General features: G+C 38.8%; 12 protein-coding genes. All 12 read right to left on the bottom strand.

Annotated elements, in window-relative coordinates; translation table 11 throughout:
• Window positions 1–473 precede the first annotated feature (473 nt).
• A complete protein-coding gene (locus ACVPON_RS04775) occupies window positions 474–1,535 on the bottom strand; it encodes an acyltransferase family protein (RefSeq protein WP_462876697.1) in 1,062 nt (353 codons plus the stop codon).
• A 544-nt stretch (window positions 1,536–2,079) separates the two neighbouring features.
• Window positions 2,080–3,183 carry a UDP-galactopyranose mutase gene (gene glf / locus ACVPON_RS04770; RefSeq protein ID WP_462876695.1) on the bottom strand — a complete coding sequence of 368 codons (1,104 nt, stop codon included), beginning with the start codon at window positions 3,181–3,183 and terminating at the stop codon, window positions 2,080–2,082.
• 90 nt (window positions 3,184–3,273) lie between these two features.
• Window positions 3,274–3,870, bottom strand: a complete 597-nt coding sequence (gene nrdG, locus ACVPON_RS04765) for an anaerobic ribonucleoside-triphosphate reductase activating protein (RefSeq protein ID WP_462876693.1) — start codon at window positions 3,868–3,870, stop codon at window positions 3,274–3,276.
• On the bottom strand, window positions 3,867–4,370 hold the full coding sequence (locus tag ACVPON_RS04760; RefSeq protein ID WP_462876691.1) for a GNAT family N-acetyltransferase: 504 nt from the start codon (window positions 4,368–4,370) through the stop codon (window positions 3,867–3,869). Before ACVPON_RS04760 ends, nrdG begins: the two co-directional genes overlap by 4 nt.
• A gap of 156 nt (window positions 4,371–4,526) precedes the next feature.
• The gene (locus ACVPON_RS04755) at window positions 4,527–4,670 is read right to left on the bottom strand and encodes a hypothetical protein (protein WP_462876689.1); all 144 of its coding nucleotides are present in this window, start codon (window positions 4,668–4,670) and stop codon (window positions 4,527–4,529) included.
• Window positions 4,648–6,858, bottom strand: a complete 2,211-nt coding sequence (gene nrdD, locus ACVPON_RS04750) for an anaerobic ribonucleoside-triphosphate reductase (RefSeq protein ID WP_462876688.1) — start codon at window positions 6,856–6,858, stop codon at window positions 4,648–4,650. Before nrdD ends, ACVPON_RS04755 begins: the two co-directional genes overlap by 23 nt.
• A 303-nt stretch (window positions 6,859–7,161) precedes the next feature.
• Window positions 7,162–8,709, bottom strand: a complete 1,548-nt coding sequence (locus tag ACVPON_RS04745; RefSeq protein WP_462876686.1) for a quinol oxidase — start codon at window positions 8,707–8,709, stop codon at window positions 7,162–7,164.
• Window positions 8,710–9,062: 353 nt separating this feature from the next.
• Entirely contained in the window at window positions 9,063–10,307 is a 1,245-nt protein-coding gene (locus tag ACVPON_RS04740; RefSeq protein ID WP_462876684.1) for a bifunctional folylpolyglutamate synthase/dihydrofolate synthase, read from the bottom strand.
• A gap of 814 nt (window positions 10,308–11,121) precedes the next feature.
• Complete coding sequence (locus ACVPON_RS04735) at window positions 11,122–12,051, bottom strand: helix-turn-helix domain-containing protein (protein WP_462876682.1); 930 nt, start codon at window positions 12,049–12,051, stop codon at window positions 11,122–11,124.
• 878 nt (window positions 12,052–12,929) lie between these two features.
• Window positions 12,930–13,241 (bottom strand): DUF1292 domain-containing protein, encoded by a 312-nt coding sequence (locus tag ACVPON_RS04730; protein WP_462876680.1) that lies wholly within the window; start codon window positions 13,239–13,241, stop codon window positions 12,930–12,932.
• Window positions 13,242–13,251: 10 nt separating this feature from the next.
• Window positions 13,252–13,671 (bottom strand): Holliday junction resolvase RuvX, encoded by a 420-nt coding sequence (gene ruvX / locus ACVPON_RS04725; RefSeq protein WP_462876678.1) that lies wholly within the window; start codon window positions 13,669–13,671, stop codon window positions 13,252–13,254.
• Window positions 13,671–13,937, bottom strand: a complete 267-nt coding sequence (locus tag ACVPON_RS04720) for an IreB family regulatory phosphoprotein (RefSeq protein WP_462876676.1) — start codon at window positions 13,935–13,937, stop codon at window positions 13,671–13,673. Before ACVPON_RS04720 ends, ruvX begins: the two co-directional genes overlap by 1 nt.
• Window positions 13,938–14,133 lie beyond the last annotated feature (196 nt).

Genomic DNA, 14,133 nt, shown 5'->3' with positions numbered 1-14,133 from the left:
TTTCATTATAAGTCATATGGGACTTTTTTTCTATACTCAAAAAGGCTCCATAATCTCTACAGTGGATTTACCCACTACAGAAATTATAGAGCCGTCTTTCAACATTTTGGTCAAAATTTGGTCAAAAAACTTTTTTTGAAGCTAAACCAAGACTGATTCCATCGTAAGTAGTATTATAGTGAGTTAGTTTTAAAAGAGACTTCCCGTCGTAGTGGTATCCTAGATAATGATAAAATGCTTATTTAGGACGGGATTTGTAAAACTTTGGACCTCAAAATAAGGAAGGAAACTCCGCAGGGAGGTTGCTTACATCCGCACTATTTAAGGGAGCAATCAAAATGACTATAAAGGTTTTGTATGACATGGTCAGGGCAATAGCAGTAGGTCTTGTAGCCCCAAAAATAAAGCAATACAAAATACCTGTGAGAGCAACGAAACACTATCTGATTTCACAGGTATCCATCTTCAAATAACTAAACAAAGAATTTAAATAACAACAAAAACAATGTATCAAAGGCATGTACAATCTTTTGGCTCAAAGCTGGGATGTGCAATAGTCTATCAATCTTGCTTCTTACTATCTCCACAAATAACCCCGAGATAAAAATTAAAAAGGCATAGAAAAATACATATAGAATCCCTACAACAAGCGATTTGTCTACCACAAATGCAGCGCTTCCTTTAATCACATTATTAAAAATAATATGATTAGACTGAAACAAATAAATACCAAAAGCATACGGAGATAATTTCGAAATCACTGTAATAACTTTGGGATTGATTCGAAGTCTAGAAAAGAGAGTGACCATTATCAAGCCCGATAGCACAATCGTAGGTGAAATATAGCTAATATAAAACATGTCGCCTTTAATGATGTAGGTAAACCAAGTAATGAAAATACATAGTAGCCATACTATAATGAGTGTAGCGGATTTCCTCCGTGCAAACAAATTTAACCTTTTCGCTAAAACACCAATAGAGTATAATACCATCAGCCAAATGGCAGAATATCCAATTTGCGATTTAAATGGATCTCCAAAGCTCCCCATAACTGAAAATAGTAACGTAAGAACAATGAACACTTTCTTGCTTTGCACCTCATTAATTGCAAACAAAAACCTATTCAGAATGGGCATTGCAAAAAATAAGGCAAAGAAAGCAGTAAAATACCAAAAACTGCCAAAAGTAACCAGAAAGATACTTCGCTTAAAATCTATCGTTCCCAATCCGTTCCCTACTCCGAGAATAGATAGAAAAATAGTAAAGATAAAGGAATAAAAAAATGCTTGAAACCACATAGAAACTATTTTCTCATATCTATGCCTACCATCAGTTGCAATATAGCCACTTATAATCGCAAAAGAATCAACTGCACAATACGAGCTAATTTCTATTAGCCAAAAAACTTTATGTCCTAAAGAACCTATCGGAACAGCCTCCAAAATCCCACCTTGTCCAAGTACATGTAATATACATACCATAAACATTAAAATAAAGCGAAGCAAATCAATTCCATAATTCCGCTGGTGATTCATTACAGACTCCTCTCAATCATCAATAACCCATTGTATTATACCATAAAGCATAGATATTAAAAAGTAGCTCCCCTTAAAAACTATCGACTAACTTACCTCTATTTGATAAAGAGTTAATATCTAGTCTATCACTCTAGCTAATATTACTGAGTTATCATTTTGCTGGTCTAGTTGAACATTAAACGAGCTCCACCAACTCCTCTCCTTCAACTATTCTTAGAATTTTTTTGAAGAAGAGAGGTAGGATTGACAAATTCCATTACTCAAATACAAAACTGGAAGCGGAGAACCACTTCATCAAAACCATCAACCACAATACTCTTGAATTCCAACATTTTCAGTCACCACCTTAACCATAAGGGAAGAGAGAATAAGTGTTCCCTCTTCTAATACTCAATAAAAATCAAAAGGATACTTCGTCAACTTTTGATTTTTATTGAGTATAAAGCCTCATTTTTCACCTCCCCACTACAGTTGACAAAATTCCAATAATACGTACACAAAAACACCCGACTGCTCCTAGCCAATCTGGTGTTCTGTCTAATCAGTCATCAAATTCTGCATCCACTATCTCAAGCGTCCGCTTGATGACCTTATCCATATCATAGTACTTGTAATCTGCTAAACGGCCACAAAAAATGACCCTATCCTTGATTGTTTCTGCCTCCTTGGCATATTTATCAAAAATGGCATTGTTGCCTGCATTATTGATTGGATAATAGGGCTCATCCCCCTTTTGCCAATCGACTGGGTATTCTTTCGTAATAACTGTTTTTTCCTGATGACCAAATTCAAAATGCTTATGCTCAATCATCCGAGTATAGGGCACTTCTCGCTCTGTATAGTTCACCACAGCATTTCCTTGGTAATTGTCCATCGCAAGCACTTCATGTTCAAAACGAAGCCCCCGGTAGTCCAATTCCCCATGCTTGTAGTCAAAGTACTGGTCAATCATCCCTGTAAAGACAACCTTTTGAGCCTGGGCTTCCCAATCCAATCTCTTTTCAAAGAAATCTGCATTCAACTCGACCTCAATGCCCTCTAACATCTTCTCTATGATGACATTATAGCCTTGCTCTGGAATTCCTTGATAGCGGTCATTGAAGTAATTATTATCAAAGGTAAACCGAACCGGTAAACGTTTGATGATAAAAGGTGGCAAATCCGTTGCAGAACATCCCCATTGCTTTTCTGTATAACCTTTAATCAGAATTTCATAGACATCTTTTCCAATCAGCTTCAAGGCTTGCTCCTCTAAATTTCGAGGTTCAATGTTTTGTAAATGCTGGGTCTGCTCTGCTATTTTCTCCTTGACTTCTTGCGGGGTCTTGGTGCCCCAGAGGGCGTAAAAAGTATTCATATTAAAGGGCAAATGATATAATTTGCCTTGGTAGTTGGCAAGAGGAGAATTAACATAATGATTAAATTCCGTGAATTGATTGACATAGTCCCAAATCCGTTTATGGGAGGTGTGGAAAATATGAGCCCCGTACTTATGCACCTTGATTCCTTCTATTAACTCACAATAGAGATTTCCTCCAATATGGTCTCTCTTGTCAATCACCTTTACTTTCTTGCCACGCTGAGCCGCCTCATAAGCAAACACAGAGCCAGACAAACCTGCTCCAACAATCAGATAATCGTACATTTTCTCTCTTTTCTTATCTTAGTAGCTACGCAGGAAGAGCTATCGTACTTCCTACAAGCATAGTGCTACCATTATATCATAATTGTAGCACTATTGTTTATCTCGCTTTATTTGCTCATATTGGTTCAATCCATCCTGCAATTTCTCCCAAATCACAACTCGGTTTTGTGAAAGAGATTTAGGCACATCGATAATACGTTGGTTGCTCGAGCCTCGAAATTGCAACATAAGATTGCGTTTCGTGCGATCGTAACGCCCGTCTACCAAAATATCAATATAGCGGAGCAATTCCAACTTATCCGGTGTTTCTAGCATCATCTCTTCCCAAGTGTACCCCGTCCAAGACCAAATATCCTTATCAGGTAGCTCTTTACGAATCCTCTTAACCAAGGGAATGAGAATGCCTGTATTCAAAAAGGGCTCCCCTCCTAGCAAGGTCAAGCCCTGCACATAGGGTTGGGCCAGATCTTGCATGATTTGTTCCTCTAATTCCTTTGTATAAGGAATCCCTGCCTTAAAGGACCAGGTGGCAACATTGTAGCAACCCTCGCAATGAAACATACAACCCGCAACATAGAGAGAATTGCGCACCCCCTCTCCATCTACAAAGTTAAATGCCTTATAATCAATAATTCGTCCTTGACTCAATTCTTCACTTTTCCACTCTTGTGGCTTTGGGTTATTCATAACTCCTCCACATCAATCCAATAGCGCTCAGTCTCCCCAATTTGATTTTCTAGCTGCCCTCCTTGTGAAAGAATGGTACGACGACTAGCTTCATTATCCAGAGAGCAGGTCACTAGTACACGGGAAATATTTTTCGATTTTGCTTCTACCAAACCAAGATATAACTGCTCTTTGGCATAACCCTTACAGCGTTCGCTCGGACGAATGCAGTAGCCGATATGACCTCCTTGCTGAAGTAGAGGCTCATTGAGACGCAAGCGAAGATTCAAAAAACCAAGGGCTTGCTTGCTAGCATCAAAAGAGACATATTGAATCGACGGCACAAAAGTCTCTGGAAGTCCCAAGCCCATCTCTGCCATAACATTTCTTTCTAACCAGTCTTCATAGTCCATCGTCTCTCCACCCCCAAAACCATCTGTAGGGCTATTCCAGCTGCGAAACTCCTCCATCATCTCTAAAACAGCCACTTTATCTGCTAGAGTGGGTCTTCTTAATTCCATTGTTTTCTCCTTAACATCGTGAGAATAAAAGTACTGATCTCATAAAACATTTTATCCCACAAACAATTTGAGCTATAACACCATCCAGGCAGTAGCAATTGATACTTGAACCTAAATACCAGAGAAGAAAGACTACAAGATCCTATCTACCCATCCTTACTTTATTTTCCCTGTTTTTTTCAAAAATTGTTCCCGTAACTGCGCAATCTTATCTTTTTTATTCCTACCACCTTTGGAATGTCTTTCGTGGTAACGCTCGACAAGAGCTCTGCCCTTATCATCTAGTTGATATTTCCCCATCCGTATCTCCTTTTACATATATCGTGGATCCATTCATGTGTTTGACACGCGCAGCAATCTCCTTGTGACGACCGTTGACCATCGGTCTCGCCTGCGGATTGCCTAGGTAGCCACAGGTCCGCTTAACCACATCCACCATTTTAGGGTCAGTATTACCACAATTTGGACATTTGAATCCCCGTTCAGTCGGTGTAAAATCACCCTCAAAATGGCATTGATAACAGCGATCAATTGGGGTATTCGTTCCCAAATAGCCCACACGGTCATAGGCAAAATCCCAAACAGCCTCCAGCGCTTTAGGATTTTGTTGCAAGACAGGATACTCACAATAATGGATAAAGCCTCCTGTCGCACCTGCCTCTGGATAATCTTTTTCAAATTCTATCTTTTCAAAAGGTGTTGGATTTTTACGCACATCATAATGGAAAGAATTCGTGTAATACTCCTTGTCTGTGATGTCCTTAACCAGACCGAATTTTTCCCGATCCAAACGACAAAATCGGTCCGTCAAACTCTCAGACGGGGTCGAGTAAATCGAAAAATGCACATCATACTCGTCTGACCAAGTACTTACCTGCTCTTTCATGATGCGAATAATATCCAAGGTAAATTCTTTAGCAACCGGGTTGGTCTCCCAGTCACCGCCATAAAAGACAGTGGCAACTTCATATAGACCAATGTAACCTAAAGAGATTGTCGCTCGGCGATTGATAAAGAGCTGCCCCACTTCATCATCTCTACCCAAGCGATTTCCAAATGCTCCGTATTGATAGAGAATAGGAGCATTAGCTGGATGCGCCTCCATGACACGGTGTAAACGATATACTAGAGCATCCTTAACAATTCCCATACGTTCCTCAAAAATATCCCAAAATTTGAGGATATCACCTCCAGATTCCATAGCAATCCTAGGAAGATTGAGGGTCACAACCCCGAGGTTCATCCGACCAGAATTGACCTCTTCACCATTTTCATCTAACCAGCCCTGTAAGAAAGAGCGACACCCCATCGGAGCTTTAAATGAACCTGTTAGCTCTGTAATCTTATCATAAGACAAAACATCCGGATACATCCGCTTGGTTGCACATTCCAATGCCAACTGCTTGATGTCATAGTTGGGACTACCTTCTTCTAAATTTAATCCACGTTTCAATGTAAAAATCAATTTAGGAAAAATCGCTGTCCGCTCCTCGCTACCCAGCCCCTTAATCCGAATCCGTAAAATTGCCTGTTGAATTTCACGCTCAAACCACGAAGTTCCTAAGCCAAATCCTAAAGAAGTAAAGGGAGTCTGACCATTTGAAGTAAACAAGGTATTGATCTCATATTCCAAGGACTGCATGGCATCATAGATGTCTTTTTTTGTCTTTTCACGCGCATAGTCCGCCTGCTTTTCAGGTAAAACCCACTGACTTGCATCTTTCAAATGCTTCTGATAATTCAACTCCGCATAGGGGGCCAACAACTCGTCTACCCGGTCTGCCGTACAACCACCGTACTGACTTGAAGCAACATTAGCAATAATTTGTGAAATCTGCGCAGTAGCCGTCTGAATAGACTTGGGACTTTCCACCTCAGCATTTCCGATCTTAAAACCATTTGCCAGCATACCCTTAAAATCGATTAAGCAACAATTAGTCATCGGCGTGTAAGGACTATAATCCAAGTCGTGAAAATGAATCTCGCCCTTTTGATGGGCATTAGCCACATGAGCTGGCAACAGCTGAAGACCAATGGATTTCCCAACAATACCAGCCGTCAAATCTCGCTGGGTATTGAAGACATCACTATCCTTATTCGCATTTTCATTGACCACCGTCTGATCTTTGGTCAAGAGCCTTTCAATAGTAAAGTTGATATCCATTGCTTGATGACGCTCAAAATCCCGCTTGGTTCGATATTGAATATAGACCTCTGCTAATTCATACAAGTGAGCTTTCAACAACTCCTGCTCAACAATCGTCTGAATTTCATAAATTTGGATATCCTGATGAAAGCGACGGCTAATCTCAACTAACACAGCCTCTACAACCTGATGAAGCCTCGCCTTTGAACAAGGATGGTCTAGTTCATCATTCGCTCGACCAAGCGCCACTAAAATTTTATCCGCATCAAATGCGACTGCACGCCCATCCCGCTTTAGAACAAGAATATCAGGTAGTACCTTCTGTTTGGTTTGCTCGAACATTTTACATGCTCCCCTTTCATATACTCTTTGAAAATCGAAACGATACTGGAACAAGTTGACTTGGTAAGCGATTGAGAAAAACTATTTTTCCTCTCTCACTCAAAATAGTTATTAACTATTTTAATTCCCCTTATCCTCGTTTCCCTAAACTATTTGATTTCCATTGCGCATTTATCTTTCTCTAGTGTATCACTTCACAAAGATAAATTCAACATCTAGTATCATTTTTCTTGTTTTTTTATAAAAAAACACAATATATAGATTTAAATGATCGTAAAAAAATGATTGCTTACACAATCATTTTCATTCCTTCTTCTCATACAAAGTGAGACGATTCGTCTCTAGCTCTACTTCTTCATAATTTTTTTCTAAGTTTGCTTTGATACTATCAAGAAGGGGAAGCTGGGGATTGACCACAATATAGCGGGCCTTATTCTTATTTAAATCAAAGACTAAACTATCTTGATTGTTCTTGGTATCCAAATAAGGACTAGCTGTCAGAATTTCTCCTGCTGATAACCGTTCGCTTTGAAGATAAATTTGAGCGCTGTTATCCCAAGTATAAATGGTATCTGAACTTTGTGAATGTTCCTTAATGTAAAGGGCAACTTCTTGACGATCCATCATCACATCTCCCTCAATAAAATAAGTAATCGCTGGTTTTACCACCAAAAGGAACAAAAGCCCAAGCAAGGGTAGATAGAGATGGGATTGAAGATAAGAATACTGATGCATCTTTTTAGCCAACAACTCTTCATTCGAAATAATCGAAGACTTAGCCAACAAAGCCATGACAAAACCATAGGGCAGGAGTAAAACCAAATAGCTTAGCTCAAATCGCCCACCTGCTATTAAAAAGAGGAGGTGTAATACAAATGCTAAGACAATCATACTCTTGAAATAAATAAATCTTCCCCGTCCTATTGAGAACAGTAAGTGAAATAGACTCTTTAAAAATCCCGATAGAAGCAAGAATAGGAAGATTTGAATAAGTGTCCAACCAAGATGATCATATGAAAATCTCAAGCTAAACTCATAGAAAAACGTCTGTTGAATAGCTGCTCCTAAAATTTGCTCTACAAAAGTATAGTAGCCCACTGAATAAACGACAAGAAGAAAACCAAAGACCGTCGCTAAGGCTTGGTACACCCCCCTTGCCTTCCGATGTTGCACTATATTGTAAACCGTCAAGACAAGGACAGATACCACCCAGAGCAAGACACTCTTGGGATAGATCATAAAAGCAATTGCACCATAGATTCCATATAAAATGAAGCCTTCATCACGAATGGCTTCTTCCATATAACGCAATAGAAACCACAGACCAGCCAACACAAACGGTAGTGCAAACAAACTTGCCTGAATTCCCCCAATAGTCAAAGCCAGAATAAACAAGTAAAACCAATGTTGTAATCTTACAGCCAGACGACTTGATTGGCTGATATAGCCACAAATCTTATAAAAATAAATACCGGCAACAAACAAAACCAGCCACTGTAAAAAAGCAAGACCTACTGTCGTTCCAAATGCAGAACCTACATATACGGATAAATAGTACAATACCCCACTCGTACCAAAAAATTGACCATAGGGGCTTTGACCTGCATGCATAGCAAAACCTGCATATAAATCTTGAGACTGCATATTCATAGCAAACGGAGTCAAAAATGGATTCGCAACGCTAAGAAAACTCAAGATAATACTCCATAATAAAGATGGAATTATCTTGGTTTTAGGTATATCTTTCTGAAAATCTTCATTAAGGGATAATGGCTGTCTATCTTGGTATACACGGCGACCGCGTCTTGAATAATTCTCTGAACGACTGTATGTCACTTCTGTCTCTGTCATTGGTTTCTCCTTATACAATTCATTTTATTATAACAAAAAGTAGACCGCCTGTCATTTCTTATTTCGGCAATACAATAACTCCAAACACGGCATTCTAATACTCAATAAAAATCAAAAGTAGACTAGCTTTCACAATTAAGAATGGTGAAAGGTTGGAAATGAGAGTAGTACCGCTCATTTCCTTATAATCGAAGCCGAAGGTAGAACAAGCCTTCACCAAGGCAAGTTGACCAAGTATCCTTTTGATTTTTAAAGAGTATAAGTCTCAAAATCGTTCGTAACACCACCTCTGAATCCCTAAATACTTCTTTCTTCGTCTACCATATCTGTCTATTTATAAAACTACAACCGTTTTAGCTATCTTTGCAAACATATTTCCGAATTTCTGAAATAAAGTAGAGTGAACCTGTAATCAATAATAGCGCATTATCTTTGGCATTCATTTCCCACTCTTGAATGAATTGTACATAATCTGCAACGTAAGGTAGTTCGTCTGGACAATCCAGCTCGTCTATCCCCCCATCATAGGCAAAACTCGTTAATACCAATTTAGCCTGGGGTATCCTTTTTTGGATATAGTCCAACATTTCTCTGAAATCTTTTCGTTTTAAGGCTGAAAAGAGAATCGTTACCCTCTTATCTGAAAGGGAGTGGAGAAATTCCACCAAGCGTTCAATAGCAGGAAGATTGTGGGCTCCATCTAAATAAATCCGACCCTGCCGCCCAACTTTTTCTAAGCGACCTGCCCAGGTTGTTGTTTGCAAGGCTTGTTCTACAATTGTTTTCTTGATTGATACATTGCGCTCTTCCATGAGTAGGCTAAAAGCCTGCAAAGCAAGAGCGGCGTTTTCTTCTTGATGTTGGCCAACCAATCCTAGCATAAGCCCTTCAAACTTACAAGTCTTATTGGTAAACAAGCCATTTTTTAAGGAAAAATCCATGCCTTGGCAATAAATTGGTGCTTGCAGGATAGCTGCCTTTTTGCGACAAATCTCAAGGGCTGTAGAATCGACAGGACCAATTAACACAGGAACTCCCGACTTTATGATACCTGCTTTTTGCTCTGTAATATCTTCTATGCGAGAACCAAGTAACTCTTGATGATCCAAACCGATAGAAGTAATAATCGTTACTAAGGGAGCTACGATATTGGTAGTATCCAATAAACCACCTATCCCAACCTCAATTAGGGCAAAATCTAAAGACTGCCCTTTAAAATAGAGCAACATGACCAAAGTCAGCACTTCAAAATATCGAAAGGGCTCATAAACCTGGACTACTTCCTGCTCCAATACAAAAATTACCTCTAGCAATTCCTGAAAAATAACTTCTGGAATAGGTGTCCCATTGATACAAATACGATCGTGAACCGTTACCATGTGCGGAGATACAAAAATCCCAACACGAAACCCTTGTGATTCTAGTAAATTTTTTAAAAAAGCGATAGTAGATCCTTTTCCATTCGTACCAGCTACATGGATAACAGGCAAATCTTTCTCTGGATGCCCTAACAAATCTAAGCTATATTGCACTTTCTCCATCTTGTAACGGTAGAGCTGCCCTTGCTTTGTCTGTAACCATCTATCTAACCTTGTCATTTCTACCTCCCTGCTTTTTCTATACTAACAACTTTAGGGGAAAAAATCAAAAAAATACTAAACTATCTCACCAACATTATAAATGCGTTGCTATTTTATACATCCTTTTACCTTTAAGATAGAGTGCGCGAATAAGTTGATACCAACAAATAAATAGCAACGAAGTGATCCTTTAAAAGATATTGCCCCTCATAGTAGTATCCTGAACAAGAACTTTGTTAGTGTCTAGGATAGAATTTTTGAGGCTTTTGGCTCAAAAATGAGGGATAAAAGTTCGAAAGGAGAGTGCTTGCCTCCACACTATTAAAGTGAAATATTACAAAGTATTATACTCATTTAGTTTAACTTTTATTACTTCGACGATTGTGGAAACTCCGTTTCTCTATTTCCAACTTCCAATCATCTAGAAGATGATTGGAACTCGCTTTGCCGTACTCTACGATTGTTACTGACTATCGTCAGTATGATTTCCAACCTTCAACAGTCATTAGACTGTTGAAGCAGCCTGCAGCTCCTTGCCTAGTACTAAAAGTAAACGAAACAACTATAATTTAAACTAAAAGACTATAAAAATCAGAATCTGACTAAGCGATGAAACTGAAGTTTGGTAAGGTGAAACACCGAGATCAGAATGTGATTTGTGACGAATGTTGTAAAAAAGCGACCCTATATCAAATAGGACCGCTTATCTGAATGACATTGGTTATTTCACCCACCAATCCGACCAGTCAATTGTAGCAACATAGCTCTTTGGCTTCATCATTCTTACCTCCTTTTTTCTTGATAGTCCTAGTATAATAGACCATTAAGAAAATCAACAGGACAAAAATGTCGTGAAATCCATCGTGTCAAGCCGCCACTGGCTGTGCAATCGCTCTACCAAATGCCGATTTCCCATCAAGTTCGCAAAGATCATCGCTTCTTTGCAATAGATATAGGCTCTCTGAACATCTCGGTGTGCCAACAGTTCATATTTCCACCGTAGCATACTAAAAATCGAATATTTTTGAAAATCTTGTGTAATCTGCATGATATGCTCAATCCCTTGAAATAAGCTTGGAATAGGTTCACAAATTCCCTTAGCTCCCAATACACGAATGGCCGCAAAGATGACATTTCGAAGGATAAAAAGATCTTCCGGCTCCATCATTGCTACTTGTTTCGGCAACTCTGCTACGAATCTTAAAAATGTTTTCCTACTAGCAGAAGCCTTTGACATTGTTGATAGATAAGCGTGTTCAATAAAGAGATGAATAATCAACAGATCATTGACATCATATTTTTGCTTCCATTCTATTTTAGGAATATACATTTCGATAATGTCTTTTCCAAAGACCTTTGACTGGGTTTCTAACACATCAATAATTGATTGAACGGTATCTATCGCAAGTCTTTCAATGTCTGGCAACATATCGTAAAAGTAATCATAAATTTCGAGTAGCTTCTTATCGCGTTTTTCAATCAAATCAAGCTGATCATAGGTTGGAGTACGCAAAATATCATACTTGAGTTTTAGATATTGATCAGGTAAATCAATATAGTCAGGCATCAGCTCAAACAAAGATAGCCCCAAACGCTGCGCAATAAAAAATATCTTTGTCAGAGTTGGCTTTGAAACACCTAACTCGATCCGTGTCAGCTGTCGAACGGTTAAATCCAACTCTCCATCACAAAACTGCTCTCTAGTCCAGCCACGTTCCTCTCTTAATCGACGAACTTTCTCTCCAAATCCTTCCTTTTTCATCTTTCACTCTCCTAAAAATGTCTATATATTATAACACAAATAATAAAGCATGACAATCTTATTTCACTCCTCAGTATTAAAATTTTCTTTAATATTGTTTCTTAAGGAGGAAAGAATGTACAGTAGCCCTAGGCCTTATTTCTAAGTCTAGACGCCTAAAGAGTGCTTTTATTTTACTCAAAAAATATTCCTAACAACAGACCTCCCTATTCTAATACTCAATAAAAATCAAAAGTAGACTAGCTCTCACAATTAAGAATTGTGAACGGTTGGAAATGAGATGAGCACTGCTCATTTCCTTATAATCGAAGCCGAAGGTAGAACGAGCGTTCATCAAGGCAAGTTGACCAAGTATCCTTTTAATTTTTAAAGAGTATAAGGAGTTCAACTTCTTCTGACTATAAACAAAAGGGCTTAGAACATAAAAATACGAGAGCTGGTACACCACTCTCGTATCCTCTATTATTAGTCCTAAATAATCTCCATCTCCGTTCTAGATATGAGGCTAAAAACGTCCACTGGACTAATCACTCTTTCTAGTTTTATGGAGAAAGGCCAAAAACATCCACTGGACTAATCACTCTTTCTAGCTTTATGGAGCGAGGCTAAAAACATCCACTGGGCTAATCACTCTTTCTAGTTTTATGGAGAAAGGCTAAAAACATCCACTGGGCTAATCGCTCTTTCTAGTTTTATGGAGAAAGGCTAAAAACATCCACTGGGCTAATCGCTCTTTCTAGTTTTATGGAGAAAGGCTAAAAACATCCACTGGGCTAATCGCTCTTTCTAGTTTTATGGAGAAAGGCTAAAAACGTCCACTGGACTAATCACTCTTTCTAGTTTTATGGAGTGAGGCTAAAAACGTCCACTGGACGTTTTTACTCCTCCATAAAGCTATTAAAGACTTCTTCAATCATATCCCACTCAGCTGTTGCGTCTTCTGGGATTGGTTGGAGGTCTCCCTCTGTTCCATTTTCATTCTCAATGTATGAGTAGGCTTGGATTTCAACTTCCCCATTTTCATCTTCTTCTGCACTAGCAGGAATGAGGAGAACGTAATTTTTACCAAACTCCTCTTGCCCATCAATGGTCAACAGAATTTCAAATAAGGTTTCATTTCCATTATCATCTACTAAAGTGATAAATTCACGCTCCTCGTGGTTATGATCATGTTCGTGGTTATGTGCCATGTGTTACTCCTTAAAATGTTCTATCTAAATAATTTTGCAAAATAAGCTGAGCAGCTAACTTATCAATGACTTTCTTGCGCTTACTGCGGCTGACATCTGCTTGCTCAATCAACATGCGCTCAGCAGCTACCGTGGTCAAGCGTTCATCTTGATACTTGACCGGCAAGCCATATAACTCTACCAATCGATCACCATAGGCTTGACTTGCCTCAACACGTGGACCGCTAGTATTATTCATATTTTTAGGTAGGCCTACGACGAATGTATCGACCTTATATTGCTGAACTAACTCTGTTAAACGCTCAAAGCCAAACTCACCCTTTTCCTCATCAATCGGAATAATTTCCAACCCCTGCGCTGTAAAACCAAGAGGATCCGAAATTGCAACTCCAACTGTTTTAGAACCTACATCCAATCCCATTATTCTCATCAAAGGTCAATTCCATTTCCCTTCAAGTAAAAACGTACCAATTCCTCTACGATTTCATCACGTTCATATTTACGAACTTGGTTACGCGCATCATTATAACGAGGGATATAAGCTGGATCTCCACTCAATACATATCCCACAATCTGGTTAATTGGATTGTAGCCTTTCTCATCAAGAGAACGGTACACATTTTTCAAGGTTTCGCTGATTTCTTGTTTGTTGACATCATCCAACCGAAACCGAACAGTTTCTCCTGTGAATCCCATACTTACACCTTCTTTCTTTACTCTATTGGCTCATTATACCATATTTACTCTGTACTATCAATGATTCGACCCTATATAACACGTCAAACGCATGAACGTTTTCTTATATCACTTTGTTTATTAAGCACTTTTTTTGAAGCAAGGATGGCTCATTTTCATCTTCCTCTCCCCTTATCTTCTATCTCTAAAACCTAAT

Source organism: Streptococcus sp. 1F3, assembly GCF_054968985.1.
Note: the sequence above shows the minus strand (reverse complement) of the source record. Positions and strands in the feature narration are given on the sequence as shown.

Excerpts from the sequence above, each read along its gene's own strand:
- ACVPON_RS04775 (WP_462876697.1), bottom strand. The coding sequence starts at position 1,535 with ATGAATCACCAGCGGAATTATGGAATTGATTTGCTTCGCTTTATTTTA.
- glf (WP_462876695.1), bottom strand. The coding sequence starts at position 3,183 with ATGTACGATTATCTGATTGTTGGAGCAGGTTTGTCTGGCTCTGTGTTT.
- nrdG (WP_462876693.1), bottom strand. The coding sequence starts at position 3,870 with ATGAATAACCCAAAGCCACAAGAGTGGAAAAGTGAAGAATTGAGTCAA.
- ACVPON_RS04760 (WP_462876691.1), bottom strand. The coding sequence starts at position 4,370 with ATGGAATTAAGAAGACCCACTCTAGCAGATAAAGTGGCTGTTTTAGAG.
- ACVPON_RS04755 (WP_462876689.1), bottom strand. The coding sequence starts at position 4,670 with ATGGGGAAATATCAACTAGATGATAAGGGCAGAGCTCTTGTCGAGCGT.
- nrdD (WP_462876688.1), bottom strand. The coding sequence starts at position 6,858 with ATGTTCGAGCAAACCAAACAGAAGGTACTACCTGATATTCTTGTTCTA.
- ACVPON_RS04745 (WP_462876686.1), bottom strand. The coding sequence starts at position 8,709 with ATGACAGAGACAGAAGTGACATACAGTCGTTCAGAGAATTATTCAAGA.
- ACVPON_RS04740 (WP_462876684.1), bottom strand. The coding sequence starts at position 10,307 with ATGACAAGGTTAGATAGATGGTTACAGACAAAGCAAGGGCAGCTCTAC.
- ACVPON_RS04735 (WP_462876682.1), bottom strand. The coding sequence starts at position 12,051 with ATGAAAAAGGAAGGATTTGGAGAGAAAGTTCGTCGATTAAGAGAGGAA.
- ACVPON_RS04730 (WP_462876680.1), bottom strand. The coding sequence starts at position 13,241 with ATGGCACATAACCACGAACATGATCATAACCACGAGGAGCGTGAATTT.
- ruvX (WP_462876678.1), bottom strand. The coding sequence starts at position 13,671 with ATGAGAATAATGGGATTGGATGTAGGTTCTAAAACAGTTGGAGTTGCA.
- ACVPON_RS04720 (WP_462876676.1), bottom strand. The coding sequence starts at position 13,937 with ATGGGATTCACAGGAGAAACTGTTCGGTTTCGGTTGGATGATGTCAAC.